Source organism: Burkholderia sp. Z1 (assembly GCF_014893795.1).
GTDB lineage: Bacteria > Pseudomonadota > Gammaproteobacteria > Burkholderiales > Burkholderiaceae > Burkholderia > Burkholderia theae.
Genome location: NZ_JACFYL010000001.1, coordinates 1079752 through 1103656 on the forward strand (window position 1 = coordinate 1079752; position 23905 = coordinate 1103656).

The 23905-nt window shown below is 67.9% G+C and carries 20 protein-coding genes and 1 other RNA gene; 7 read left to right on the top strand and 14 right to left on the bottom strand.

The genetic code is table 11. The features are described from left to right. Positions 1-4: 4 nt before the first annotated feature. The 4 genes from xdhC to H3H55_RS05005 form a co-directional block, all read right to left on the bottom strand. Positions 5-1009 carry a xanthine dehydrogenase accessory protein XdhC gene (xdhC, locus tag H3H55_RS04990; protein WP_193097862.1) on the bottom strand — a complete coding sequence of 335 codons (1005 nt, stop codon included), beginning with the start codon at positions 1007-1009 and terminating at the stop codon, positions 5-7. Between the two features lie 640 nt (positions 1010-1649). Beyond that, entirely contained in the window at positions 1650-2162 is a 513-nt protein-coding gene (locus H3H55_RS04995) for a disulfide bond formation protein B (protein ID WP_193097863.1), read from the bottom strand. A gap of 139 nt (positions 2163-2301) precedes the next feature. Beyond that, a complete protein-coding gene (locus tag H3H55_RS05000; protein WP_193097864.1) occupies positions 2302-3678 on the bottom strand; it encodes an amidase in 1377 nt (458 codons plus the stop codon). Between the two features lie 7 nt (positions 3679-3685). Continuing rightward, positions 3686-4366, bottom strand: coding sequence for a GntR family transcriptional regulator (locus H3H55_RS05005; protein ID WP_193097865.1), 681 nt, complete (start codon positions 4364-4366; stop codon positions 3686-3688). A gap of 280 nt (positions 4367-4646) precedes the next feature. On the opposite strand from H3H55_RS05005, the gene H3H55_RS05010 reads away from it, so the two are divergent. Beyond that, positions 4647-5822, top strand: a complete 1176-nt coding sequence (locus H3H55_RS05010) for a gamma-glutamyl-gamma-aminobutyrate hydrolase family protein (protein ID WP_048249651.1) — start codon at positions 4647-4649, stop codon at positions 5820-5822. Positions 5823-5937: 115 nt separating this feature from the next. Further along, positions 5938-6633: a DUF2968 domain-containing protein gene (locus tag H3H55_RS05015; protein ID WP_129513993.1), complete on the top strand. Its 696-nt coding sequence runs from the start codon at positions 5938-5940 to the stop codon at positions 6631-6633. A gap of 75 nt (positions 6634-6708) precedes the next feature. Here the strand turns inward: H3H55_RS05015 and H3H55_RS05020 are convergent, their stop codons facing one another. Next, positions 6709-7650, bottom strand: a complete 942-nt coding sequence (locus H3H55_RS05020) for a hypothetical protein (protein ID WP_193099449.1) — start codon at positions 7648-7650, stop codon at positions 6709-6711. A gap of 358 nt (positions 7651-8008) precedes the next feature. Here H3H55_RS05020 and H3H55_RS05025 point away from each other — a divergent pair, with 358 nt between their 5' ends. Next, the gene (locus tag H3H55_RS05025) at positions 8009-9304 is read left to right on the top strand and encodes an MFS transporter (RefSeq protein ID WP_048249731.1); all 1296 of its coding nucleotides are present in this window, start codon (positions 8009-8011) and stop codon (positions 9302-9304) included. Positions 9305-9387: 83 nt separating this feature from the next. Here the strand turns inward: H3H55_RS05025 and H3H55_RS05030 are convergent, their stop codons facing one another. Next, a complete protein-coding gene (locus tag H3H55_RS05030; RefSeq protein WP_413463957.1) occupies positions 9388-11226 on the bottom strand; it encodes a tetratricopeptide repeat protein in 1839 nt (612 codons plus the stop codon). A gap of 130 nt (positions 11227-11356) precedes the next feature. Here H3H55_RS05030 and H3H55_RS05035 point away from each other — a divergent pair, with 130 nt between their 5' ends. Next, positions 11357-13003 carry an FAD-dependent monooxygenase gene (locus H3H55_RS05035; RefSeq protein WP_193097867.1) on the top strand — a complete coding sequence of 549 codons (1647 nt, stop codon included), beginning with the start codon at positions 11357-11359 and terminating at the stop codon, positions 13001-13003. Positions 13004-13011: 8 nt separating this feature from the next. On the opposite strand, the gene H3H55_RS05040 is transcribed toward H3H55_RS05035, so the two are convergent. The 4 genes from H3H55_RS05040 to H3H55_RS05055 are packed head-to-tail and all read right to left on the bottom strand — an operon-like array spanning position 13012 to position 18314. Next, complete coding sequence (locus H3H55_RS05040; protein WP_193097868.1) at positions 13012-13263, bottom strand: formate dehydrogenase subunit delta; 252 nt, start codon at positions 13261-13263, stop codon at positions 13012-13014. Between the two features lie 7 nt (positions 13264-13270). Then, a complete protein-coding gene (fdhF, locus tag H3H55_RS05045) occupies positions 13271-16222 on the bottom strand; it encodes a formate dehydrogenase subunit alpha (protein WP_193097869.1) in 2952 nt (983 codons plus the stop codon). 17 nt (positions 16223-16239) lie between these two features. Beyond that, positions 16240-17817, bottom strand: coding sequence for a formate dehydrogenase beta subunit (locus H3H55_RS05050; protein WP_193097870.1), 1578 nt, complete (start codon positions 17815-17817; stop codon positions 16240-16242). Further along, positions 17814-18314: an NAD(P)H-dependent oxidoreductase subunit E gene (locus H3H55_RS05055; protein WP_048249641.1), complete on the bottom strand. Its 501-nt coding sequence runs from the start codon at positions 18312-18314 to the stop codon at positions 17814-17816. The genes H3H55_RS05050 and H3H55_RS05055 overlap by 4 nt, the downstream gene beginning before the upstream one ends. Positions 18315-18445: 131 nt before the next feature. Between H3H55_RS05055 and H3H55_RS05060 the strand changes: the two genes are divergently transcribed. The 3 genes from H3H55_RS05060 (at position 18446) to H3H55_RS05070 (ending at position 20654) form a co-directional block, all read left to right on the top strand. Beyond that, positions 18446-19552: a substrate-binding domain-containing protein gene (locus H3H55_RS05060; RefSeq protein ID WP_193097871.1), complete on the top strand. Its 1107-nt coding sequence runs from the start codon at positions 18446-18448 to the stop codon at positions 19550-19552. Positions 19553-19653: 101 nt separating this feature from the next. After that, complete coding sequence (locus tag H3H55_RS05065; protein WP_193099450.1) at positions 19654-19923, top strand: hypothetical protein; 270 nt, start codon at positions 19654-19656, stop codon at positions 19921-19923. Positions 19924-20300: 377 nt separating this feature from the next. Then, a complete protein-coding gene (locus H3H55_RS05070) occupies positions 20301-20654 on the top strand; it encodes a DUF4148 domain-containing protein (protein WP_011351324.1) in 354 nt (117 codons plus the stop codon). A 277-nt stretch (positions 20655-20931) separates the two neighbouring features. On the opposite strand, the gene ssrA is transcribed toward H3H55_RS05070, so the two are convergent. The 4 genes from ssrA to ompA form a co-directional block, all read right to left on the bottom strand. Beyond that, positions 20932-21301: a transfer-messenger RNA gene (gene ssrA, locus H3H55_RS05075) on the bottom strand. A 17-nt stretch (positions 21302-21318) separates the two neighbouring features. After that, on the bottom strand, positions 21319-22035 hold the full coding sequence (gene gph, locus H3H55_RS05080) for a phosphoglycolate phosphatase (protein WP_193097872.1): 717 nt from the start codon (positions 22033-22035) through the stop codon (positions 21319-21321). A gap of 13 nt (positions 22036-22048) precedes the next feature. Next, positions 22049-22747, bottom strand: a complete 699-nt coding sequence (gene ubiG, locus H3H55_RS05085; RefSeq protein ID WP_006486844.1) for a bifunctional 2-polyprenyl-6-hydroxyphenol methylase/3-demethylubiquinol 3-O-methyltransferase UbiG — start codon at positions 22745-22747, stop codon at positions 22049-22051. A 154-nt stretch (positions 22748-22901) separates the two neighbouring features. Further along, positions 22902-23570 carry an outer membrane protein OmpA gene (ompA, locus tag H3H55_RS05090; protein WP_129514002.1) on the bottom strand — a complete coding sequence of 223 codons (669 nt, stop codon included), beginning with the start codon at positions 23568-23570 and terminating at the stop codon, positions 22902-22904. Positions 23571-23905 lie beyond the last annotated feature (335 nt).

Genomic DNA, 23905 nt, shown 5'->3' on the forward strand with positions numbered 1-23905 from the left:
TCGGTCAGTAGGTAGGGGAAGCCTGCGCGGGCGCGTTCGCCTCGACGGCCTGCAGCAATTGCGCGGCCACCGAGATCGCGATCACTTCGGGCGCCTTGTCGATGATGCCTTCGACACCGATCGGGCAGCGCATCCGCGCGACCTGGGCCGGGTCGATGCCGATGGCCGCGAGGCGATGATCGAACTGCGCGCGTTTCGCGTGCGAGCCGGTCATCCCGAAGTACGCATAGTCGCCGCGCCGCAGGATGCGCTCGGCCAGCACGAAATCGAGTGCGTGGTCGTGCGTCATCACGACGTAGTAGGACTGCGGCGGCGCCGCGTCGACGGCGTCGGCCGGGGCAGCGGCCGCGTCGATCGCGAGGTTGCCGATGCCGGCGAGCGCTTCCGCGGGCGGGAACACCGCATCGGCGCCGTCGATCCAGCGCACGTGGCACGGCAGCGTCGCCAGCACCTTCACGAGCGCGGTGCCGATGTGCCCGGCGCCGAACAGCATGACGGGGAACGCATACGGCGCGATCGTTTCGGTCATCAGCGACACGCCGCCGGTTTCCCACAGCAGGCAGTCGGCGCGCGCGGCCGGTGATTCGGGCTCGCTCAGCAGCGGCGCGCCCGGCGAGGGGCCGAATGATACGCTACGCACGGTCGCGGCGCCGGCCGCGACGCGTTTCGCCAGCGACATGATCCAGCCGAGATCGCCGACGTCGAGCCGCTCGAACGCGAGCACGACTGCGCCGCCGCAGCACTGGCCGAGGCTCGGGCCGAGCGCGAGCCGCTCGAGCCTGCGCGCGTGGGGTACGTGCGCGCCATCCTTCAGCAGATGCCGCGCGATCTCGATCGCTTTCCATTCCAGATGACCGCCGCCGATCGTATGGCGCGCCGTGTCGCGCGTGACCAGCATCTTGGTGCCGGCTTCGCGCGGCGCGGAGCCGTCGGTATGCGCGACCGTCACGAGCACGGCCGCTTCGCCGTGCGCGAGCAGTTGCTGCAGATCGCCGAGCCAGGCTTCCATCAGCACGCTCCGTTCGGCAAAACGCGGCACGACACGCGGCGCGGGCTGGCGAGCGCGGCGGCAACGAGGACGGACGGGAGCGGGGCAGGCCGGCCGCACGGCTGATGCGGTGCGGCGGCGGCGCACTGACGGCGCGCGCGAACGGCGGCGCCGGTCGCGCGGACGCCATGAGGGTGACGGATGCGGATGGTTTGCGTTGTCATGATGAATTCACTCGACATTGCGGATCGGGCGCGCGTTACGCAGGGGTGGTGAGACCGCCTGGCCTCGCGCACGTAGATCGCCATCCAGTCGCGAAGATAGCACCGCAATACGGCGGGAACATGGCCGGGCGGTGATCCGGGCTATCAGGAGGCGATCATGTCGATCATAGGCCCGTCGCGCGGTATCGGGGCGCCGATGCGTGCGCATCGGGCCGAAACGCAGGCGTGACGGGGCGTGGGCGCGAAAGTCGCGCGACGCGCGTTCGCCCGGAAATCCGGGCGGCGGCGGAGTAGGTGTTTACACGTGGCCGGCCAGTTGCGGACGGCTATGCGTGACCGGCAGAAGCGTCGGTCAGAGCCGAATGATGGCAAACCGGCGTCGCGCGGCCCGGTCGATCGGGCCGCGCGCGCCTGAGGCCGCGATAGCGGCCGGCCGGTCAGGCCGCGAGCTTGCGGCGATGGCGCCAGATGCTCGCGACGACGGCAAGCAGGATCACGGCGAAGCCGATCAGCGCCCAGCCGGGCAGCAGGATGCCGAAGATCGGCGGGTAGACGGTCTCGCACAGCCCGGCGACCTTGAACATGCCGGGGAACCACTGCGCGGGCGGCAGGCTGTCGACGATCGGCTGCAGCGTGTCGAAGCCGCAGCTGAAGCCCGGATTCATCTGGATCGACAGGTGCCGCGCGGCTGTGCCGACGCCGCCGGCCGCGGCGACCGCGATCAGCAGCTCGAGCACCCAGATGACGCGCCAGTTGCGTATCCCGGCGGCCAGGAACGCGAAGATCCCGATCGCGGCGAAGAAATAACGCTGGATGATGCACAGCGGGCACGGATCTTCGTTCTTCACGTACTGCAGGTACAGCGCACCGGCCAGCAGGGCGATGCACACCCATCCGAGCAGCATCAGCAGGCGGCGTTCGCGGCGTAGCGCAAGCGTGTAGTCGTTCATGTCGGCGGGGTTCCTCGTGGGGTCGGTCCGGAAAACAATCGCGCGATTTTAGCGCGAACGGTCTGGCACGAAACTGACAGCGCGCGTGCGGCACCCTGCCGCACCGCGCGGACTGCCCGCCGGCGCTCGGTCTACGCGGTCAGCGGATCGTGTTCAGCACGGCCTCGACCGCCTGGCCGATCGCGAGCAGCGCGTCGTCGCGATGCGGCGCCGCCGCGAGCATCAGGCCGACCGGCGCCGCGTCGCGCGGATGACACGGCAGCGACAACGCGCATGCGTCGAGGAAGTTGAACGCGCTCGGGTTGCGCAGGATCAGCGCATTGGTGCGCGTGAACGCGGCGTCGTCCGCTTCGAGTTCGGCGATGCGCGGCGGCACGACCGGCACCGTCGGCGCGACGAGCGCATCGAAGCGCGACCAGACCGTGTGCGCGGCTTCGTCGAGCATCGCGGCGCGCGCGGCAAGCAGGTCGAGATAGTCGGCCGCGCTAGCGGGTTCGCCCTTCAGGATCCGCGTGAGCACACGCGGGTCGTACTGGTCGCGATGCTGCGCGAGCAGCGGGCGATGCCACGCGTACGCCTCGATCGGCGAGAAGCCGAAGCGGTTGATGTCCGGCAGCCGGTCGAGCGCGGGGAAGCGCACTTCCGTGACGATCGCGCCGGCGGCTTCGAGATGCTTCAGTGCGGTGTCGAGCGCGGCCGCGACGTCGGCATCGACGCCGTCCGTCACGTGGTTCGTCAGCACGCCGAGCCGCACGCCTTCGAGCGGCCGTGCGGCCGGCACGTGCGGTTCGAGGCCCGCGAGCATCCGGTCGACCAGCGCGCAGCAGGCGACCGTCAGGCCGATCGGGCCGAACGAGTCGAGCGTGGTCGACAGCGGCACGCCGCCTTGCGTCGGGATCCGGCTCGCGGTCGGCTTGAAGCCCGTCAGCCCGCACAGCGCGGCCGGAATGCGGATCGAGCCACCCGTGTCGGTGCCGAGCGCGACGGCGGCCATCCCGTCGGCGACCGACGCGGCCGCGCCGGACGACGAGCCGCCGGAAATCCGCGCATCGCCCGGCACGTCGCGGTGGTACGGCGAGCGCGGATTGCCATAGTGCGGATTCAGCCCGAGCCCCGAGAACGCGAACTCGCTCATGTTCGTGCGGCCGACCAGCACCGCGCCCGCGCGCTTGAGCCGCGCAACGGCGACCGCATCGGTGCGCGCGGCCGGCGCGCCGTCGAGCACGCGCGAACCCGCGCGCGTCACCTGGCCCGCGACGTCGAACAGATCCTTGACCGACACGGGAATGCCCGCGAGCGGCGACAGCACGGTGCCCGCGGCGCGCAGCCGGTCGTGCGCGTCGGCGGCCGCGCGCGCGTTGTCGGCATCGACCTGGGTGAAGACGGCGGCGCCCTGGCCGGACGGGTCGGCGATCCGGTCGAGCGCGGTGTCGACGAGCGCGCGGCTCGTGGTCCGGCCGGCGGCGAGGTCGGCGGCGAGCCGGGCGAGCGGGGGGAAGGGCGTGAAAGTGGTCATGGGCGGCTCAGGGGCGAAGATGTTGAAGAAGCGTGGAGCGGAACGAATCGATATGGCCTTCGACGGCCGCGCGCGCGCCGGCGGCGTCGCGTGCGGCGAGCCGTTCGAACAGCTCGCGATGCTCGTGCTGGACGTCGGCGAGATGGTGCGGTTCGGACAGCGTGACGAACCAGAAGCGCAGCGAGCGCTCGTGCAGCGCACGGAGGATCTCGGCAAGGACCGCATTGCGCGCAGCCACGGCAATCGCCTGATGAAACGCGCGGTCGAGTTCCATCATGCCCTCGACGTCGTGCGTATCGACGCAAGCCTGTCCGTCGTCGAGCAGCGCGGCCATGCGCGCGAGATCGTCGGGCGTCGCATGGCGCGCGGCGAGTTCGGCGCAGTGCGCTTCGTTGATGCGCCGCACGTCGATTACCGCGACGATGTCGTCGAGCGACAGCGGCTGCACCATCAATCCCTTGCGCGGCATCACGGACAGCAGCCCTTCGAGCACGAGCCGATGGACGGCCTGATGCACCGGCGTGCGGCCGATCCCCGTGCGCGCGACGAGGTCGGCTTCGTTGAGCGCGGCGCCCGGCTTCAGGCGCATCGTGATGATGTCGCGCTGGATCAGCGCATAGGCGCGGTCGGCGAGACTCGCCGCCGGCGCGGTGGGCCGGTCACGGATGACGTCGGGCAGGGCATTCATGCGGGTAGCGGCGCGGCGGCGGGATGGGGCGCGATCATGGCGCGGGCGATCGGGAAGCGTGGACGATGGCTGGATATTATTGTGATATATCACTGGTGTCCAGTGCGGGAGACGGGGCATCGGTGTCGTCCGCACGCGAACCGGGACGCTCCCCGGTGCGGTTTGCCACCGGCTTGCAACAATATCGACAGGATGTTGCAGGTTTACCGCGCGATCGTGCACTGAAGCATAATGAATCCTCGTCTATCCATACGCGTGAGCGACGTACCAGACCATCGTCATGAGCGAAAACACGCCTTCCCCGGCCGGTCTGCCCGGCAACTCTTCCGTTTCTTCCGATTCCCTCCGTTCCGATCCGGCGAAAGCGCCCGATGCGCCGGCAGCACAGGCCGCCGCGCAGAACGTTGCTGTAGACGGTGCGTCGCCGGTCACGGCCGCATCCGAGCCGGGCGCCCCGGGTTCGACGAACGCTGCCGGCGCCGTGCCGCCGAAACCTGGCGCGCCGCCGCCGGGCTTCGGCGCGCCGCCCGATTTCGATACGCCGCGGCCGCCGCCCGCGAGCGCGCAGAATGCGCCGCCGGCGTACTTGAAGCAGAGCGACACGCCGTGGTCGGTGTTCGGCCGGATCGTGGCCGCGCGTGCGCGCCGGTGGTTCGACCGCGCGGGCCAGCGCATCACGCAGCGCACGCTGCGCATCGGCGTGTCGGCGCGGATCTTCCATCCGGAACCGGGCGCGAAGGGGCTGCGAGGCAAGACGCTGCAGTATCTCGAGGAATCGATCGCACACTGGGTGATGTCGCGCGACGTGCTCGTGTTCATGATTCCGACCGTCGGCCACCAGGGCATGATTCACCCGAGCAACATCCGCCTGCGCGACTATGCGAAACATCTCGACGGCCTGCTGCTGCAAGGCGGCGCCGACGTGTCGCCGCAAACCTACGCGGCGTCGGACGCGCGCCCCGAATGGCCGGGCGATCGTGTGCGCGACATGTACGAACTCGAGCTGCTGCACGAGTTCGTCGAGTCCGGCAAACCCGTCCTTGGCGTGTGTCGCGGTTGCCAGCTGATCAACGTCGCGTTCGGCGGCTCGCTGTATCAGGACATCGCGACCGACGTGCCGACCGCGAACGTGCACGTGAGCGAGCATTACGACCAGCATCGTCACGCGATCCGCTTCCCCGATTCGTCGACGCTCGCGAACATGTTTCCCGGGCGCAGCGAAGCGATCGTCAACTCGATCCACCATCAGGCGATCCGCGATCTCGGCCGCGATCTGAACATCGAGGCCGTGTCGGCCGGCGACGGGATCATCGAGGGCATTCGCCATCGCCGTTCGCCGTTCGTCGTCGGCGTGCAATGGCACCCGGAGTTCCATCGTGCGGGCGGCTCGGAGCTGCTCGACTGCACGCCGCTGCTCGATGCGTTCCTGCGCGCGGCACGCGAAACGCGCCTGTAGAAAGCCGCATTCTTTACATCGCACGACGGCCGGCCGCATCCCGATAAATTCGAGATGCGGCCTTTTGGTTTTGAACGATAATCGCGAGTCCCGATTCGTTCGCCGGAGTCTGACGTTGGCTTTCCGAAACTTTTCCCCTGCACGATGCGCAACGTGGATCGTTGCACTGGCCGCCTGCACGCAAGCAGGTGCGGCCTGGTCCGCCGACGCGACCGCGCCGGTCGCCGGTACGCGTCCGGCGGTGACGAGCCTGAGCGGTGATGCGTCGCGAGCGGCGTCCGCAGCGGCCCCGGACGCCACCGTGCAAGGCAATGTCGCCGAGCTGACGCAGATGCTGCACGACGGCCGGATCGTCGAGATGCGCACGACGTACAACGGCAGCTACGGTGCGAGCCTGATGTTCGATCCGCGCGAGATGACGTACTACGTCGCGCTGTTCCAGGACAAGAATCTGTGGCGCGTGATCCGGTCGCAGGAGAAGAACCGCGCGGAGATGGTGTACGCGAACTTCGTCCAGCAAACCGTGCAGCTCGCCGATATCGAAATCCGCCGTACCGAACTGCAGGCGCAGAAGGCGTTTCTCGAACGCGTGATCGCGCTGCAGGCGAATCGTGCGCAGCAGTTGCAGGCCGACCTGAGCGTCGCGCGCAGCCAGCAGGCCGAAGTCGCGCAGCGGCAACGGTCGGCCCAGGAGCAGACGCAGGCGCTGCAGGTCGAGAAGCGGGCCGCGCAGCTGCAGTTGCGCGATCTGCAGGAGCAGGTGCGGCAACTCGAGAAGCAGACCGAGACGGGGCTGCCCGCGCACAAGTAACGATTCGTCAGACGGACGCAGAGACGAACGAAACCCGGCGAAGCGATCTTCGCCGGGTTTTTTATTGGACGGCCGTCAGCGCGCGAACGCGTCCGGCGCGTCGGTCATGCGGCGGTGGGACAGTTGCGACGTCCAGTCGAAACCGGCGGCGGGCGCGTGCGCCCCGCGGGCAGGCTGGGCGGCGCCCAGCGCGCTTGCCATTGCGATCAGCGTGAGCGGATCGTCGAGCGTGTCCGTTGTGCGTGGTGGCGGCGCGAGCTGATCGCGTGTGCGGGTGTTGGCGGCATCGCGTTGGATCGGCGGACGTGCAGCCAGGTACGGCTCAGTCGCGGTCCGGGCCGGAGTTGTCGTCGTGCGCTCGCCGTTTGTCCGATGCGGCGACGCAGCGGCGCTGCGCTGCACGTCGGACGTTGGCTTCGGATGAAGTGATGGCGGACGAGGCGCGGCACGGTGCGTGGCCGGCGGTGCTTCGGCGATTTTCGCGACCGGGGGCACCACTGTGCGCTGCGGCGTTGCATTCGTCGACGTGCCCGGATGAACCGCGGCGACCCGCACGCTGCCGGTCGATGACGTGGCGTGATCCGGCGCAACGGCGGCCGTATGAATCGCGTTTGCAGGCCCGACACCCGCGGGCGATTCATACGCGGCAATCAGCCAGCCGATGATGCCGAGCGCGCCGATACTCCAGCAGATTGCGTACATCGCACGCCGGTCGCGAGCGCCGTCGGCGGTACGTCGGGAGCGCAGGCCGGCCGCCGCGGGTTCCAGCGCAACCGGCGATCTGGTCGAAATCGGCGCGGCCGCCACCACCGGCAGCGGCTGCCAGCGGCATGCGCGGTGTGGCCTGTCGACGTCGATGCAGGATGTCGTCAGTGTCGCGAGGCAGTGCTTGTCGGGCCGCGCGCCGGGCGCGCCGCGAAAGGTCCATTCGCGGCCGAACGACGGTACGCGATCGAGCGGAGCGGCGCGAGGGCGGGCGAGCGCGCCTTCGACGGGGACGAGGGGCGATGAGGTCATGAGGGTGGTACGTCGTGCGACACGGGCAACCGTGTCGGCCGCAGCGTGGCAATGTCGTCGCAAATCGTGACATTGTGGTCAGCCGGCGCGGGTCGGTCGATCAGATCAATCTGATTTTTGCTTGCGTTTTCGGCCGACTCGTACGAGTCGAATGCCGCGACGGCAACCGCGGGGGCGGCACAAGGCAAATGTCGGCTTCGCGTGGCATCATTCGCGAACCATGCCGGTGCGCGCGTCGTTGTGCTGCGTGCCGCCGGCGGGCAGCGATGCCCGTGCGCACCGGCCAGGCCCGGCGCGCAAGGGCATCGTCGGATCCATGCGGCGCGGATTCGCGCCATCCGAGCTGAGCGAGAAAAACATGTCCACAGCGTCACACGCCATCGCGCAGGAATCGAAATTCCGCACCGTGTTCCGGGTCGTCAGCGGCAACTTCCTGGAAATGTACGACTTCATGGTCTACGGGTATTACGCGTCGGCCATCGCGAAAACCTACTTTCCGAGCGGCAACGCATTCGCGTCGCTGATGCTGTCGCTGTCGGTGTTCGGCGCGGGCTTCCTGATGCGACCGGTCGGCGCGATCGTGCTCGGCGCGTACATCGACCATCACGGCCGCCGCAAGGGGCTGATCCTGACGCTCGGGCTGATGGCGCTCGGCACGCTCACGGTGGCCGCGGTGCCCGGTTACGCGACGATCGGCGTGCTCGCGCCGGCGCTCGTGCTGCTCGGCCGGCTGCTGCAGGGCTTTTCGGCGGGCGTCGAACTCGGCGGCGTGTCGGTCTACCTGTCGGAGATCGCGACGAAGGGCCACAAGGGGTTCTATACATCGTGGCAGTCGGGCAGCCAGCAGGTGGCCGTCGTGTTCGCCGCGTTCGTCGGCGTGCTGCTGAACCGCGCGCTGCCGGCCGAGGAGATGACCGCGTGGGGCTGGCGCATTCCGTTCCTGATCGGCTGTCTGATCGTGCCGTTCCTGTTCCTGATCCGTCGTTCGCTGAAGGAGACCGACGAGTTCCTCGCGAAGCGTCATCGTCCGACGATGGGCGAGATCATGCGCTCGATGCTCGACAACTGGGGCATCGTGGTCGCCGGCATGGGGATGGTGATCATGACGACGGTGTCGTTCTACTTGATCACCGCCTATACGCCGACCTTCGGCAAGGAAGTGCTGCACCTGTCGTCGCTCGACGCGCTTGTCGTGACCGTCTGCGTGGGGATTTCCAACCTCGTGTGGCTGCCGCTGTCCGGCGCGTTGTCCGACCGCATCGGTCGTCGCCCGGTGCTGATCACATTCACGGTGCTCACGCTCCTGACGGCTTACCCGGTCGTGCTGTGGCTCGTCGGCGATCCGTCGTTCCTGCGGCTGCTCGCGGTCGAGCTGTGGCTGTCGTTCCTGTACGGGTCGTACAACGGCGCGATGGTCGTGGCGCTGACCGAGGTGATGCCGTCCGACGTGCGCACGGCAGGCTTCTCGCTCGCGTACAGCCTGGCAACGACGATCGGCGGTTTCACGCCGGCGATCTCGACGCTGCTGATTCACGAGACGGGCAACAAGGCCGCGCCGGGGCTGTGGCTGAGCGTCGCCGCGATTTGCGGGCTGATCGCGACGCTCGTGCTGTATCGCACGCCCGAGGCGCGCAATCAGTACAAGGCGGCCTGACGGGCACCCGCACAACGCGCGGCGTCGGCCGCATGCATCACATTAAAAAGGGAGCGCGCCGCGCTCCCTTTTTTCGTCTGCGTTCAGGCTTCGCGCAGTGCGCCGGCGACTGCGGCCGCCACGTCGAGCCATTGTCCCGGCGCGGGCTGGCGGGCGATTTTCGCGTGCGGATACCACGGGCAGTCGTCGCCGGTGAACCAGCGCCAGTCGGGCGCGAACGGCAGCATGACCCACAGCGGCTTGCCGAGCGCGCCCGCGAGGTGCGCGACCGCCGTATCGATCGTGACGACGCCGTCGAGCCGCTCGATCAGCGCGGCCGTGTCGGCAAAGTCGTTCAGCCGCCCGTCGAGGTGATGCACGCGCGGATGCGCGTCGACGCGTGCGCGCTCGTCGTCGTCGAGCGCGGGCTGCAGCACGATCCAGTCGATGTCCGGCAGCGCGAGCAGCGGCGCGAGCGCGTCGAACGGCATCGAGCGGTTTTCCTGCGCCTGTCGGCGCCCCGACCACGCGAGGCCGAACTTGCGCTTCGATTGCCCGCCGAGCGAGCCGCGAAAGCGCCGGCGGGCGCCTTCGGGGGCGTCGAGGTAACGCGAGCCGCCGACGATGTCGTCCGGTTGAAGCCCGAGCAGGAACGGCAGGCTCATCAGCGTGCAGGCGACATCCGCGTCAGGCGGCTTCGCGGCACCCTGTGCGACGAGCGTCACGCGCCAGCGCGACGCGGCCGGCGCCAGCAGCGGGACGAGTTCCGGCTGGACTTCGAGCACGACGCGCGCGCAGCGGGCGCGGGCAAGCGGCACGAAGCGGACGAACTGCAGCGTGTCGCCGAAGCCCTGTTCCGCGCGGATCAGCAGCGTGCGCGACGCGATCGGCTCGCCTTGCCAGCGCGGCAGCGTGCCGAGCGGTGTCGCGCCTGGCGTCTCGTGGCGGGCTTCGTACGCGGGCAGGCCGCGCGTGAAGTCGCCGAGCGTCAGCAGCGTGACCGCGCGGTGCAGCCGTGCGAGCGTGAGATCGGGCGCGACGCGCAATGCCTGGTCGAATGCGCGCAGCGCCATCTCGTGCGCGCAGAGCGCGTGATGCGCGTTGCCGAGGTTCAGCCAGGCCAGGCTGAACGACGGATCGAGGCCAACGGCACGTTCGTAGTAGGGCAGCGCGTCGCGGTGACGCGCCTGCGCGCACAGTGCGTTCGCGAGCCCGAACAGCGCGAGCGGAAACGGCGGATGCAGCGCGAGTGCGGCTTCGAACGCGGCGGCCGCTTCGACGTGCCGGCCGACCGCATCGAACGTGTTGCCGAGATTGAAATGCGCGGCGACGAAGCGCGGCTGCGCGGCGATCGCGGCCTGGAAGTGCGCGATCGCGTCGTCGGCGCGGCCCATCGCGCTCAATGCCATCGCGAGGTTGTTGTGCGCGCCCGCATGCCCGGGCCGCAGTTCGAGCGCGCGACGGAAAGCGGCGAGCGCGTCGTCGTGGCGGCCGAGCGCATTCAGCGCGTTGCCGAGATTGTTGTGGATCGACGCGTCATCGGGCGTGAGCCGGAGCGCGCGGCCGAACGCATCGATCGCATCGTCGTGGCGCTGCAGCGCCGCATACGCGTTGCCGAGGTTGTAGTGCGCGAGCGGAAATTCGGGCGCGAGCGTGAGCGCGTTGCGAAAGCGATCGATTGCTTCGTCGAGCCGGCCGAGCGCTTTCAGCGCGTTGCCGAGGTTGAGCTGCAGCGCGGCATCGCCCGGACGCAGCGCGACGGCGCGGCCGACGAGGTCGGCCGCTTCGGCGTGCTGGCCCTGCTGGTGCCGAAGCACGCCGAACAGGTGCAGCGCGTCAGCGTCGGCGGGGTTGACGTCGAGCGCGGCGCGATAGCCGTGCTCGGCGTCGACAAGCCGGCCCGCGCGGTGTGCGGCGTATGCTCGGTCGAATGCGGATTCCATGACGCGAAAGCTGGCGGAAAACGCGTATTTTCCCACACAGCGCACCGGTGCCGCGTATCGGCCGGTCGGCATATGGCCCCGTCACGCGGAGCGGCGTAGACTTGCAGGGTCGCGTGTCATCGAGGTTCTCATGACTGACACCCTGCCTGATATCCCGCCCGTGCTGATCGTCGGCGCGGGGCCGACCGGTCTTGCCGCGGCGATGAGCCTCGCGCGGGCCCGTGTGCCGGTGCGCATCATCGATCGGCTCGCGGCGCCTGCGCCGTATTCGCGCGCGATCGGCATCCAGGCACGCACGCTCGAACTGCTGGAGCAGCATCGCGCGGTCGAACCGTTTCTCGCGCTCGGCCATCGCGCGCATGCGGCCACGCTGCATGCCGACGGCCGCGTGATCGCGCGGCTCGATTTCGATCCGCTGCAAACGCGCTATCCGTATCTGCTGTTTCTCGACCAGAGCGTCACCGAGCGCCTGCTCGCCGAGCACTTGGCCCAGCTCGGCGTGACGATCGAGCGCGGCACGACGCTGACCGCGTGCGCCGGCGGCGGCACATCGCTCGACGTGTCGCTCCGTGGCGCCGACGGTCGCGACGAGTCGTTCGCGCCGTCGTACCTGATCGCCGCCGACGGCGCGCACAGCACGGTCAGGCATCTGCTCGGCCTGGGCTTTGCCGGGCAAGCGTTCGAACAGACTTTCCTGCTCGCCGATTTCGCGGCGATACCCGACTGGCCGGACGAAGAGATCCACCTGTTCACCACACCCGAAGGTATTGCGGGCCTGTTTCCGATGGGAGGCGGCCGTTATCGGCTCGTGGCCGACCGGCCGCCCGGCAGCGACGCGTCGCCCGATGCACCGGCCCCGTCGCTCGCGGAGTGCGACGCGATCGTGCGTGCCCGTGCCGGTGCGTCGATCTCGCCGAGCGATCTCGTGTGGTCGTCCTATTTTCATCTGCACAGCAGGATGGTCGATCGGCTGCGGCACGGCCGCGTGTTCTTCGCGGGTGACGCCGCGCACGTCCACAGCCCGGCGGGCGCGCAGGGCATGAACACCGGCATTCAGGAAGCGTTCAATCTCGGCTGGAAGCTCGCGCGCGTGCTCGGCGCGGGTACGTCCGAGCGGCTGCTCGACACGTATCACGCGGAGCGCCATCCGATCGAGCGCGATGTGTTGCGGCAGACCAGTCTTGTCACGCAGATCGTCGAAGCCGATCGCGGCGCGATGAAGCTGCTGCGCGACCATGTCGTGCCGCTGCTGGCATCGTTCGGGCCGATGCGCGACGCGGTGCGGCGCTCGGTCAGCGAGCTCGGCGTGCAGTACCGGAAGAGTCCGCTCACGCTGGAGCGCGTGCTCGACGGCGGCCCGCGTGCCGGCGAGCGGGCACCCGATGCGCTCGTGCACGTGATCGACGGCCCGCTCGGTCAGGCGCCCGGAACGGCGCGGTTATACGACCTGCACGATCCGGCGAGCTTCACGCTGCTGCTGCTCGAGGAGCCGGTGAGTACCGATGCCGGTGAGGTGCCGCCGATGGCGGCCGATGCGCAGGCGCTCGTGCAGGGGCTCGAGCGGATCATGCCGGATGCGGTGCGCGCGTGGCGCGTCACCGATGCCGAAGGCGACGGTACGGCGGGGCTTGCACAGGTGTACGGCCGCTCGCGGCCGTCGTTCTACTTGTTGCGGCCCGACGGTTACGTCGCCGCGCGCGGGCGTACGGCGACCGACGCGAACGCGTTACTGCACCACTGCGAAAACTGGTTCGCGGGCATGTCGCCGCCCGCGTAGCGGCGCGGTCAGGCGCTCGTCGCGACGGGCACGAGCGACGCGCGATGCGCGGCGATCGCGTCGCGTACGATCGGCGCCGCGCGTTGTGCGGCTTCGTTCGACGGATCGTCGAGTGCGGCGAGAAACGCGCGGCGCATCCGCGGCTCCCAGAAGCGCCGGATATGTTCGGCGATGCCGGTCAGCGCTTCGTCGCGATCGGGCATCGATTCGAAGAATGCGCCGATCTGGTTGGCCATATCGATCAGGTGTCCGTTGTCCATCGCATCCTCACTTGCCGGTCGTCACGGCGGCGGGCGCCGCCGCGCGGCGCTCGAGCAGGTCGACCTGCTCCGCGCTGAAGCGCGCGTATGCACGCTGCCAGTCGGACGGCTGGGCAACCGGCATCACCTGCACGGCCGTCACCTTGTATTCGGGGCAGTTCGTCGCCCAGTCGGAGCTGTCCGTCGTGATCACGTTCGCGCCCGATTCGGGGAAGTGAAACGTGGTGTACACGACGCCCGGCTGCATGCGTTCCGTCACGAGCGCGCGCAGCACCGTGTGCCCGGCACGCGACTCGATGCCGACCCAGTCGCCGGCGCGGATCCCGCGATCCTGCGCGTCGTGCGGATGGATCTCGAGGCGGTCCTCTTCATGCCACTGGACGTTTTCGGTCCGGCGCGTCTGCGCGCCGACGTTGTACTGCGACAGGATGCGGCCCGTCGTCAGGATCAGCGGATAGCGCTGCGTGACCTTTTCCGGCGTCGGAATGAACTTGGTGATCACGAACCGGCCCTTGCCGCGCACGAACGCGTCCGTATGCATGGTCGGCGTGCCTTCCGGCGCGTGCTCGTTGCACGGCCACTGGATGCTGCCGAGTGCGTCGAGCTTCGCGTACGACACGCCCGAGAAGGTCGGCGTGAGCCGCGCGATCTCGTCCATGATTTCCGACGGATGCGTGTAGTGCATGTCGTAGCCGAGCGCCTGCGACAGCAGCAGCGTCACTTCCCAGTCCGCGTAGCCCGCGAGCGGCGGCATCACCTTGCGCACGAGCGAGATGCGGCGCTCCGCGTTCGTGAACGTGCCGTCCTTTTCGAGGAAGGTCGAGCCGGGCAGGAGCACGTGCGCATATTTCGCGGTTTCGTTCAGGAAGATGTCCTGCACGACGATGCATTCCATCGCCGACAGCGCGGCCGCGACGTGCTGCGTGTTCGGGTCCGACTGGACGATGTCCTCGCCCTGGCAGTAGAGCCCCTTGAAGCTGCCGTCGAGCGCCGCGTCGAACATGTTCGGGATGCGCAGCCCCGGTTCCGGCTGCAGCGTGGCCGACCACGCCTGTTCGAACTGCGTGCGCACGATCGTGTCGCTGATGTGCCGGTAACCGGGCAGTTCGTGCGGGAACGAGCCCATGTCGCACGAGCCTTGCACGTTGTTCTGGCCGCGCAGCGGATTGACACCGACACCTTCGCGGCCGATGTTGCCGGTCGCCATCGCGAGGTTCGCGATGCCCATCACCGTCGTCGAACCTTGCGCGTGTTCGGTGACGCCCAGCCCGTAGTAGATCGCGGCGTTGCCGCCCGTCGCATAGAGGCGCGCGGCGGCGCGTACCTGCTCGGCCGGCACACCCGTCACGTCCGCGGTCGCCTCGGGCGAATTGTCGGCGTGCGATACGAAGTCGCGCCATTGCTCGAACGCGCGCGCCTCGCAGCGCTCGGCGACGAATGCGTCGGCGACGAGCCCTTCGGTGACGATCACGTGCGCCAGCGCGTTGACGATCGCGACGTTGGTGCCGGGGCGCAGTTGCAGGTGGTGCGTGGCCTTGATGTGCGGGCCGTCGACGACGTCGATGCGACGCGGGTCGATCACGATCAGCTTCGCGCCTTCGCGTACGCGCCGCTTCATCCGCGAGCCGAACACCGGATGCCCGTCGGTCGGGTTCGCACCCATCACGACGATCACGTCGGCCTGGCCGACCGACGCGAACGTCTGCGTGCCGGCCGATTCGCCGAGCGTCGTCTTGAGGCCATAGCCGGTCGGTGAATGGCACACGCGTGCGCAGGTATCGACGTTGTTGTTGCCGAACGCGGCGCGCACCAGCTTCTGCACGAGGTAGGTTTCCTCGTTCGTGCAGCGCGACGACGTGATGCCGCCGATCGAATCGCGGCCGTACTTCTGCTGCAGCTTGCGGAACTGCGTCGCCGCGTAGGTGAGCGCTTCCTCCCAGCTCACTTCGCGCCACGGGTCGGTGATCTTCTCGCGGATCATCGGCTTCGTGATGCGGTCCTTGTGCGTCGCGTAGCCCCATGCGAAGCGTCCCTTCACGCACGCGTGCCCTTCGTTCGCGAGACCGTTCTTGTGCGGCGTCATCCGCACGACCTGCGTGCCCTTCATCTCGGCCTTGAACGAGCAGCCGACGCCGCAGTACGCGCAGGTCGTGACGACCGAGTGTTCGGCCTGCCCGAGCTGCACGACGGATTTTTCCTGCAGCGTGGCCGTCGGGCATGCGGCGACGCAGGCGCCGCACGACACGCATTCCGACGCCATGAACGATTCGCTTTCGCCCGCGGCGACGCGCGATTCGAAGCCGCGCGCGGCGATCGTCAGCGCGAACGTACCCTGTGTTTCCTCGCAGGCGCGTACGCAGCGGTTGCAGACGATGCACTTCGACGGGTCGTACGTGAAGTACGGGTTCGATTCGTCCTTGCGGTCGTCCAGGTGATTCGCGCCGTCGAAGCCGTAGCGCACTTCGCGCAGCCCGACGACGCCCGCCATGTCCTGCAACTCGCAGTCGCCGTTGGCGGGGCAGGTGAGGCAGTCGAGCGGATGGTCGGAGATGTACAGCTCCATCACGTTGCGGCGCAGCGACTGCAGCCGGTCCGACTGCGTGCGCACCTTCATGCCCGCTTCGGCAGGTGTCGTGCACGACGCCGGATAACCGCGCCGGCCTTCGATCTCGACGAGGCACAGCCGGCACGAGCCGAACGGCTCGAGCGAATCGGTCGCGCAGAGCTTCGGAACGTTGACGCCGGCTTCGATGGCCGCGCGCATCACCGACGTGCCGGCCGGCACCGTCACCGGCTGGCCGTCGATTTCGAGCGTGACGTCGGTGTCCGCATACCGTTGCGGCGTGCCGTAGTCGGTATCGTCGAACGGATCGCGGGCGCGCGCCTGGGCGGCGCTCTTGCACGCGCATTGGCCTGAGCCGCAGCCGCCTTGGCGGACGTTGTTCGTGTCGAGTGACATGCAGGGCTCCTTCTGGGTCAGGCCGCAGCCTTGACCGGGCCCGACGCGGCATTCTTGCCGGCAGCGAGCCCGAAATCTTCGGGGAAATGGTCGAGCGCGGACAGCACCGGGTAGGGCGTCATGCCGCCCATCGCGCACAGCGATCCGGCCAGCATCGTGTCGCACAGGTCGCGCAGCAGCGTGACCTGCCGCTCCGACGTATCGCCGTCGCGGATGCGCGCGATCGTCTCGACGCCGCGCGTCGAGCCGATCCGGCACGGCGTGCACTTGCCGCACGATTCGATCGCACAGAATTTCATCGCGTATTCGGCAAGCTCGGCGAGGTTCGACGTGTCGTCGTGCAGCACGATGCCGCCGTGACCGACCACCGCGCCGATCGCCGTGTACGCTTCGTAGTCGAGCGGCACGTCCCACTGGTGATCGGGCAGGTAGGTGCCGAGCGGGCCGCCGACCTGCGCGGCGCGCGCGGGCCGGCCGCTTGCGGTGCCGCCGCCGAAGTCGAACAGCAGCTCGCGCAGCGTGACGCCGAACGCGAGCTCGACGAGGCCGCCGTGACGGATGTTGCCCGCGAGCTGGAACGGCAGCGTGCCGCGCGAGCGGCCCATCCCGTAGTCGCGATAGAACGCGGCGCCGCGCGCGAAGATCACCGGCGCCGTCGCGAGCGTGATCACGTTGTTGATGACGGTCGGCTGGCCGAACAGGCCGGCGAGCGCGGGCAGCGGCGGCTTCGCGCGCACGACGCCGCGCTTGCCCTCGAGCGATTCGAGCAGCGCCGTTTCCTCACCGCACACGTACGAGCCCGCGCCTTTCGCGACGTGCAGCTCGAACGCATGCGCGGAGCCGAGCACGTGTTCGCCGAGCCAGCCGGCTTCGCGCGCGCGGACGATTGCGGCTTCGAGCGTGGCGATCGCGTGCGGGTATTCGCTGCGCACGTAGATGTAGCCGACCGTCGCGCCCGTCGCGATGCCCGCGATGATCATCCCTTCGATCAGGCAGTACGGATCGCATTCCATCATCAGGCGGTCGGAGAACGTGCCCGAGTCACCTTCGTCCGCGTTGCAGACGATGTACTTCTGCGCGGCGCGCGCGTGCCGCACCGTGCGCCACTTGATGCCGGCCGGGAATGCCGCGCCGCCGCGGCCGCGCAGCCCCGATTCGATCAGCGTCTCGCACGCGGCATCGCCGTCGAGCGCGAGCGCGTTCTTCAGGCCGGCGAGGCCTTCGTGTTGCAGGTAGTCGTCGATCGACAGCGGATCGGTCAGGCCGATGCGCGCGAACGTGAGGCGCTGCTGGCGTGCGAGATAGGGCAGCGCGTCGACGAGGCCGACGCCGCTCGGATGCGCGCCGCCTTCGAGCCAGTTCGCGTCGAAGAGGGACGGCACGTCGGTGGCCGACAGGTTCGCATAACCGACGCGGCCGGCGGCCGTGCCGACCTCGACGAGCGGCTCGAGCCACAGCAGCCCGCGCGAGCCGTTGCGAACCAGCTCGATGGCGACGCCGCGCCGTTCGGCTTCCGCCGCGATCGCGGCGGCGAGTGCGTCGGCGCCGAGTGCCAGCGCGGACGAATCGCGCGGAACGTAGATGCGGATCGTCATGCGGCCTCCGGCGTGTGGGCGACCGCATCGGCAAGCAGCGCGTCGAATTTTTCCGGCGTGACCTTGGCGTGAAGCACGCCGTTCACCGTCAGCGACGGCGACTGCGCACACAGTCCGAGGCAGTAGACCGATTCGAGCGCGACGGCGTCCGGCGCGTGCGCATCCGCGGCATCGCCGTGCGCCGCGTCGAACCGGCAGCCCGTGCGGGCTTCAGCATGTGCGGCCAGCGCTTCGCAGCCCATGCTGCGGCACGCCTCGGCGCGGCACATCTGGATCGTGACGCGCGCAGGCGGCGCGGTGCGGAAGTGGTGGTAGTAAGTCAGTACGCCGTGCACTTCCGCGCGCGACAGATTGAGTGCCCTGGCGAGCGGTGCGACGCAGCCCGGCGGCACGTAGCCCGCGTCGTCCTGGATCGCGTGCAGGATCGCGACCAGCGACCGGCCGGCGCGCGCATGGCGCTCGACGAGCGCGTCGGGCGCATGGGGATTCGGGGACATCGGTTATGCTCCTCCAAAGTCTCATATGCGCTCGGAATTCATATAGTGCGCATTGCGGCTTCGTTCTGATTGATTTCGACCAACGATAAGCGGAAGATTTCGCGGTCGCAATAGGAAATCGGAGTGCATAATTGATTCGAATCGAATGCGACGCGTATCTGACCGTACGCGACACGGAAGGTCGCACCGCCAGTCTGTCGGACGTCGCGCCATTGCTGGAGCTTGTGGCTGACACGGGCAGCATTGCGCAGGCCGCCCAGGCGAAAGGGCTGTCCTATCGGCACGCGTGGGGCATGTTGCGCGCGCTGGAAGCGTGCATCGGCGGGGAGTTGATCGAAACCGCGCGGGGCAAGGGGTCGACGCTGTCGGAGCTCGGGCAGGCCGTCGTCGATGCGCAGCGCCTCGCGCGCAGCCGGCTCGACGGGAACCTGCGCATGCTGGCGGCCGAAGTGGCCAGCGACCTGAGCCGGCGGCTCGCGCAGCGCGACGGCGCCGTGCGCATTCACGCGTCGCACGGTTATGCCGTCGCGACGCTTGTTTCCGCGCTCGTCGATGCGCAGGCGGCCGTCGACATCAAGTATCGCGAGAGTGTCGAGGCCGTGCAGGCGCTCGCACGCGGCGAATGCGACCTAGCCGGCTTCCATCTGCCGCGCGGTGCGTTTCGCGCGCAGTGCGCGCAGATCTACCGGCCGTGGCTCGACGACACGCGTCACGTGCTGATTCACCTGACGCGCCGCCAGCAGGGGCTGTTCGTGCCGCGCGGCAACCCGAAGCAGGTCCGCGGGCTCGCGGATCTCGCGCGCAATGACATCCGCTTCGTCAACCGGCAACCCGGGTCAGGCACGCGCATGCTGCTGGATCTCGCGCTGCGCGCGATCGGCATCGATCCCGAGCGCATCGACGGTTATGCATCGGCCGAACTCACGCATTCGGCGATCGCCGCATTCGTCGCGAGCGGGATGGCCGATCTCGGCTTCGGCGTCGAGCCGGCCGCCCATCATTTCGGGCTCGACTTCATCCCGGTCGTCGACGAGGACTATTACTTCGCGTGCGAACGCGCGCGGCTCGATTCGCGGCCGCTCGCCGGCGTGCTGGCGCTGCTGCGCGACGCTCGCTTCATCGAGCGCGTCGCGCATCTCGACGGTTACGATCCGGCCGCGTGCGGGACGCTGACGAGCATCGCGACGGGGCTGGCCGGCGACGACGGCACGAGCGCGCCGGACGGCAATTCCCGGTAACGGGGACGCGATCGGACCGCGCTGCAGCGGCGGGGGATTTGCGCTACGCTTGCCGCTTGATCAACGTTCCAACAAGCACGCCGTTCAGGCGTCATCCCGCCATGAAATTTTCCGTTCCCCTCGCCGCGGCAGCGTTGACCGCGGGGCTGCTGGTCATTGCTTCACCGTTTGCGCTCGCGCAGAATTCCCCGGGGGTGCCCGGCGGCATCCTGAACGACCAGTTTCGCCTGAACGAGCATCCGCAAATGCCGTTCGCGGCGTCTGCGCCGTCGCAGAAATACCAGGGCAGCAAGAAGTCGGCGTTGCGTCGCAAGGGCGACCTGGGCGACCCGAACGGCTGCAACCTGAAGTGCCCGATGGATAGCCAGTAACGCGCGGACAGGCGCGTCCGTACCGTGGTCGTGCGGCCCCAGTTCGACTGGCAGGCACGCAACCCACGCACCGGGTTGGCCGCCTGAACTGCGACTGCACGAATCCCGTCCGATTCCGATTCTGTTCGAGCCCCGCGAAGCGTTGCCGCTTCGCGGGGCTCGTGCTTTTCGGCGAGGCTCAATGCGACGCGATGCCGGACGAAGCTGGGGATCGCACATCTCGGTCCAGGAGGTAATCTAGGGTTAACCCTTGAATCAGGAAGGATGTCTTCCAGAAACCTGCCTTATTCTTAAGCATTCGCCTACATAAACTTCGGGTTGTCAGCGCTGAACAAGGTGTTCACCGCGAACACAGACAAATCTGGAGGTAGGTCATCATGAAGTCGCTCGTTCAAGCTGTTGTCGTTGCCGCCGCTCTCGTTGCTCCGGTCGTGTCGTTTGCGCAGTCGGGCTCGACGATCACCCGCGCGCAGGTCCGCGCCGAACTGGTCCAGCTCCAGCAGGCCGGATACAACTCCGCTCGCGGCGAAGATCCGCACTATCCGGAAGCGATCCAGGCTGCAACGGCGCGTGTTGCGGAGCAGCAGCGCAGTGCGCTGGCGCAAGCGCAAGGTGCGGATGCCAGCGGGTACGGCGCGCAGGCACAGGGCGCATCGGCATCGGGTTCGCGTGCAATGGGCGTGCGCCCGGCCACCGCTGAAGAAATGAAGTCGCTGTATCGCGGCAGCTAAGCCGCGTGTTGCCCGGTGTGCATGAGCGCCGGGGGCGAATGACGCGTCGCCCCTCAGGCTGAGGCACCCGGGTTGGCCGTTGCCCGGCGCGACCGATGATTGCGCGGGCGCGGCAGAGCATCCGTCACCTCCTGCCGTCGGAACATCGGCGGCATTCCGCCCGGCCCGCCTGTGGCTGGGCGCTTTTTCGGACGGCGAGGGGCGTGTGCGTTTTTGCCGGCAACAAAAAACCCCGCAGACTTGCGTCATACGGGGTTCGTGCGACAAGCGCAGAATTTGGTGGAGGCGGCGGGAATCGAACCCGCGTCCAGAAGCGCTCTACGACTAGTTCTACATGTTTAGTTCAGTCATTTGATTTAACCGCAGCGACGCGGACGAACACGCTGCACTTCGGCGATTCGCTAGATTTTCGACCCTGGCGTCGCGACGCCGACAGGGCTTAACTGACGTAAATGACCTCTGGCGGTATTGCTACCGGTCTTGCGACACTAGCCCGTCAGTGAACTAGGCAGAGGACGGCGGCCCTTAGGCTGCCAGTGCGAACGTATCGTCGTTTGCAGTTACGATTTTCCCATTGATTAACGAGGTGACGGGTCCTCGACATGCCCTAGCCGCTTCACAACCCCTGTCGAAACCAGGTCGCCCCCGCGGATAAGATCAAACATTATAGCCCAACATCGCGCAGCAGATCGCGCAGTTCCTGCGTCGTGTCGACGAGATGCTGGGCCTGCCAGTCGGACGGCGCGGCGCCGTCGCCGCAATAGCCGTACGCAGCCGCGACCGTCGCCATGCCGGCAGCGCTGCCGGCCTGAATGTCGCGCAGGTCGTCGCCGACGTAGACGATGCGCGCGGGCGCGAGCGTCAGCTGGTCGGCCGCATGCAGTAGCGGGGCCGGGTGGGGCTTCGGGTGCGGCGTTGTGTCGCCCCCGACGACGCACGCGGCGCGCGGTGCGAGACCGAGCAGATCGACGAGTGGTGCCGTGAGCCGCATCGCCTTGTTCGTGACGATGCCCCAGCGCACGCCGCGCGCATCGAGCTCGTCGAGCACGTCGTCGATGCCGGGGAACAGCGTCGTATGCACGCACAGATCCGTCGCGTAGTTGGTCAGGAACTCGTCACGCATCGCTTCGTAGCCGGGCGTTTGCGGATCGATGCCGAATGCGCCGCCGAGCAGGCCGCGCGCGCCGGCCGAAGCCAGCGGCCGCAGCACGTCGAGCGACGTTTCGGGCAGGCCGCGGACGCGCTGCATCTTGTTGACGGCAGCCGCGAGATCGGGCGCCGTGTCGGCGAGCGTGCCGTCCAGGTCGAACAGCACGGCATCGCAGTGCAGCAGGCGCGGTTCGTCGAGTGCGGCTCGCGCGGTCGAAAGGGGAGTCGTCATGCAGGTCGGAGGGTCACGCGCCGCGGCGGCACGCGACGAGATAGTTGATGTCGGTGTCGTTCGACAGCGCGAAGCGCTTGCCGATCGGGTGATACGTGATGCCCTTGATCTCCACGATGTGCAGATCCGTCGCACGCACGAAGCCGGCCAGTTCCGATGGGCGGATGAAGCGCGCGTAGTCGTGCGTGCCCTTCGGCAGCATTTGCGCGATGTACTCCGCGCCGATCACGGCGAACAGGTAGGACTTCAGGTTGCGGTTCAGCGTCGAGAAGAACACCCAGCCACCGGGCTTCACGAGCGTCGCGCACGCGGCGACGACATCGCCGGGCGACGGCACGTGCTCGAGCATCTCCATGCACGTGACGACATCGTAGGTGCCCGGTTCGCGGGCGGCGATCGCTTCGGCGGCGATGGCCTCGTAGTCGACCGAGATGCCGCTTTCGAGGCTGTGCAGGTCGGCCACGCCGAGCGCTTCGGTCGACAGGTCGATGCCTTTCACCTGCGCGCCGAGTCCGGCCATCGATTCGGACAGGATGCCGCCGCCGCAGCCGATGTCGAGTGCGCGCTTGCCGGCCAGGTGCGCATGCGCGTCGATCCAGCCGAGCCGGACCGGGTTCAGGTCGTGCAGCGGCTTGAATTCGGCATTCGGATCCCACCACCGATGGGCGAGGTCGCTGAATTTCTGGAGTTCGTGCGGATCGGCGTTGGTCATGTCGGCAAACGGGCTACGGAGGGAGGGCAGTGCTTCGGTTCGTCAGCCCCGAGTATATAAGAAGCGGACGAGCGGCGAGGCGGCGAGCGCCCGGACGGGCATCAACGAAAAAGCCCCGCCGGAGCGGGGCTTTGAAACGGTCGAAAACCGCGGCTTAGTTTGCCGGAACGGTCGTCGTCGTCGTTTGCTGCGTACCAACCACTTCGACTTCCACGCGGCGGTCCGGTGCGAGGCAGGCGATCAGCTGCTTGCGGTTCTTCTGGTTGCAGCCAGTCGTAACCGGGTTGCGCTTGCCCTTGCCTTCCGTGTAGATCTTGTTGGCCGGCACACCCTTGCTGACCAGGTACGACTTCACGGCTTGCGCACGGCGCAGCGACAGACGGTCGTTGTACTTGTCCGAACCGATGCGGTCCGTGTAGCCCGTTGCGACGACCACTTCCGTGTTCATGCCTTCGATCTTCGAAGCCAGTTCGTCCAGCTTCTGCTTGCCCAGCGGCTTGAGCGTTGCCTTGTCGAAGTCGAACAGTGCGTCAGCTTGATACGTGATCTTCTGGCTCGTGATGGCCGGAGCGACCGGAGCGACCGGCGGCTGCGGTGCCTGGGCGACCAGTGCGCCATCGCACTTCGCGTTGGCGGTGGCCGGCGTCCAGAATGCATCGCGCCAGCAGAGCTCGTTCGTGCCGTTCATCCACACCCATTCGCCCGTGCCGTTCACCCAGTTGTCATTGACGGCTTGACGCGACGCCGGCACCGACTGTGCCGAAGCGGATGCAGCCATAACTGCGGTAGCTGCAATGAACGCGAGCTTTGAAAGTTTATTCATATTTCTCCTCTCGAAATTGAGATTACCGCAGGTTTACTGCGAGCCTGTTGACGGTGACAAGTCATACATTGCTCGAAGTATAACATTGGTGCGGCACAAAAATGCGGCACCGCTCTGTGTAGACTTTAGACTTCGAGCAGCGTCTAACCCTCAGTGCGTTGGCATTTTGCCATATCGTTCCCTTCCTACGAAAAAAAATCCTCCCCACCCTAAGATCGCCTCAACGTTTGTGGTGCATGCGCAACACCGGCCTGCCGTAACTTTCAGAGATTGTCAAGAGTGTGTCCGAGAAATTGCGCGGATGAACGTATCTGTTTACTCGTGCGCGTGAAACA

What these genes read in the sequence shown, in the direction of transcription:
- H3H55_RS05005 (WP_193097865.1), bottom strand. Translation starts at nt 4,366, where the DNA reads ATGAATGCCCTGCCCGACGTCATCCGTGACCGGCCCACCGCGCCGGCG.
- H3H55_RS05065 (WP_193099450.1), top strand. Translation starts at nt 19,654, where the DNA reads ATGAAATTTTCCGTTCCCCTCGCCGCGGCAGCGTTGACCGCGGGGCTG.
- H3H55_RS05055 (WP_048249641.1), bottom strand. Translation starts at nt 18,314, where the DNA reads ATGTCCCCGAATCCCCATGCGCCCGACGCGCTCGTCGAGCGCCATGCG.
- ompA (WP_129514002.1), bottom strand. Translation starts at nt 23,570, where the DNA reads ATGAATAAACTTTCAAAGCTCGCGTTCATTGCAGCTACCGCAGTTATG.
- H3H55_RS05025 (WP_048249731.1), top strand. Translation starts at nt 8,009, where the DNA reads ATGTCCACAGCGTCACACGCCATCGCGCAGGAATCGAAATTCCGCACC.
- ubiG (WP_006486844.1), bottom strand. Translation starts at nt 22,747, where the DNA reads ATGACCAACGCCGATCCGCACGAACTCCAGAAATTCAGCGACCTCGCC.
- H3H55_RS05030 (WP_413463957.1), bottom strand. Translation starts at nt 11,226, where the DNA reads ATGGAATCCGCATTCGACCGAGCATACGCCGCACACCGCGCGGGCCGG.
- H3H55_RS05020 (WP_193099449.1), bottom strand. Translation starts at nt 7,650, where the DNA reads ATGACCTCATCGCCCCTCGTCCCCGTCGAAGGCGCGCTCGCCCGCCCT.
- gph (WP_193097872.1), bottom strand. Translation starts at nt 22,035, where the DNA reads ATGACGACTCCCCTTTCGACCGCGCGAGCCGCACTCGACGAACCGCGC.
- xdhC (WP_193097862.1), bottom strand. Translation starts at nt 1,009, where the DNA reads ATGGAAGCCTGGCTCGGCGATCTGCAGCAACTGCTCGCGCACGGCGAA.
- H3H55_RS05050 (WP_193097870.1), bottom strand. Translation starts at nt 17,817, where the DNA reads ATGACGATCCGCATCTACGTTCCGCGCGATTCGTCCGCGCTGGCACTC.
- H3H55_RS05010 (WP_048249651.1), top strand. Translation starts at nt 4,647, where the DNA reads ATGAGCGAAAACACGCCTTCCCCGGCCGGTCTGCCCGGCAACTCTTCC.
- H3H55_RS05070 (WP_011351324.1), top strand. Translation starts at nt 20,301, where the DNA reads ATGAAGTCGCTCGTTCAAGCTGTTGTCGTTGCCGCCGCTCTCGTTGCT.
- H3H55_RS05040 (WP_193097868.1), bottom strand. Translation starts at nt 13,263, where the DNA reads ATGGACAACGGACACCTGATCGATATGGCCAACCAGATCGGCGCATTC.
- H3H55_RS05000 (WP_193097864.1), bottom strand. Translation starts at nt 3,678, where the DNA reads ATGACCACTTTCACGCCCTTCCCCCCGCTCGCCCGGCTCGCCGCCGAC.
- H3H55_RS04995 (WP_193097863.1), bottom strand. Translation starts at nt 2,162, where the DNA reads ATGAACGACTACACGCTTGCGCTACGCCGCGAACGCCGCCTGCTGATG.
- H3H55_RS05035 (WP_193097867.1), top strand. Translation starts at nt 11,357, where the DNA reads ATGACTGACACCCTGCCTGATATCCCGCCCGTGCTGATCGTCGGCGCG.
- fdhF (WP_193097869.1), bottom strand. Translation starts at nt 16,222, where the DNA reads ATGTCACTCGACACGAACAACGTCCGCCAAGGCGGCTGCGGCTCAGGC.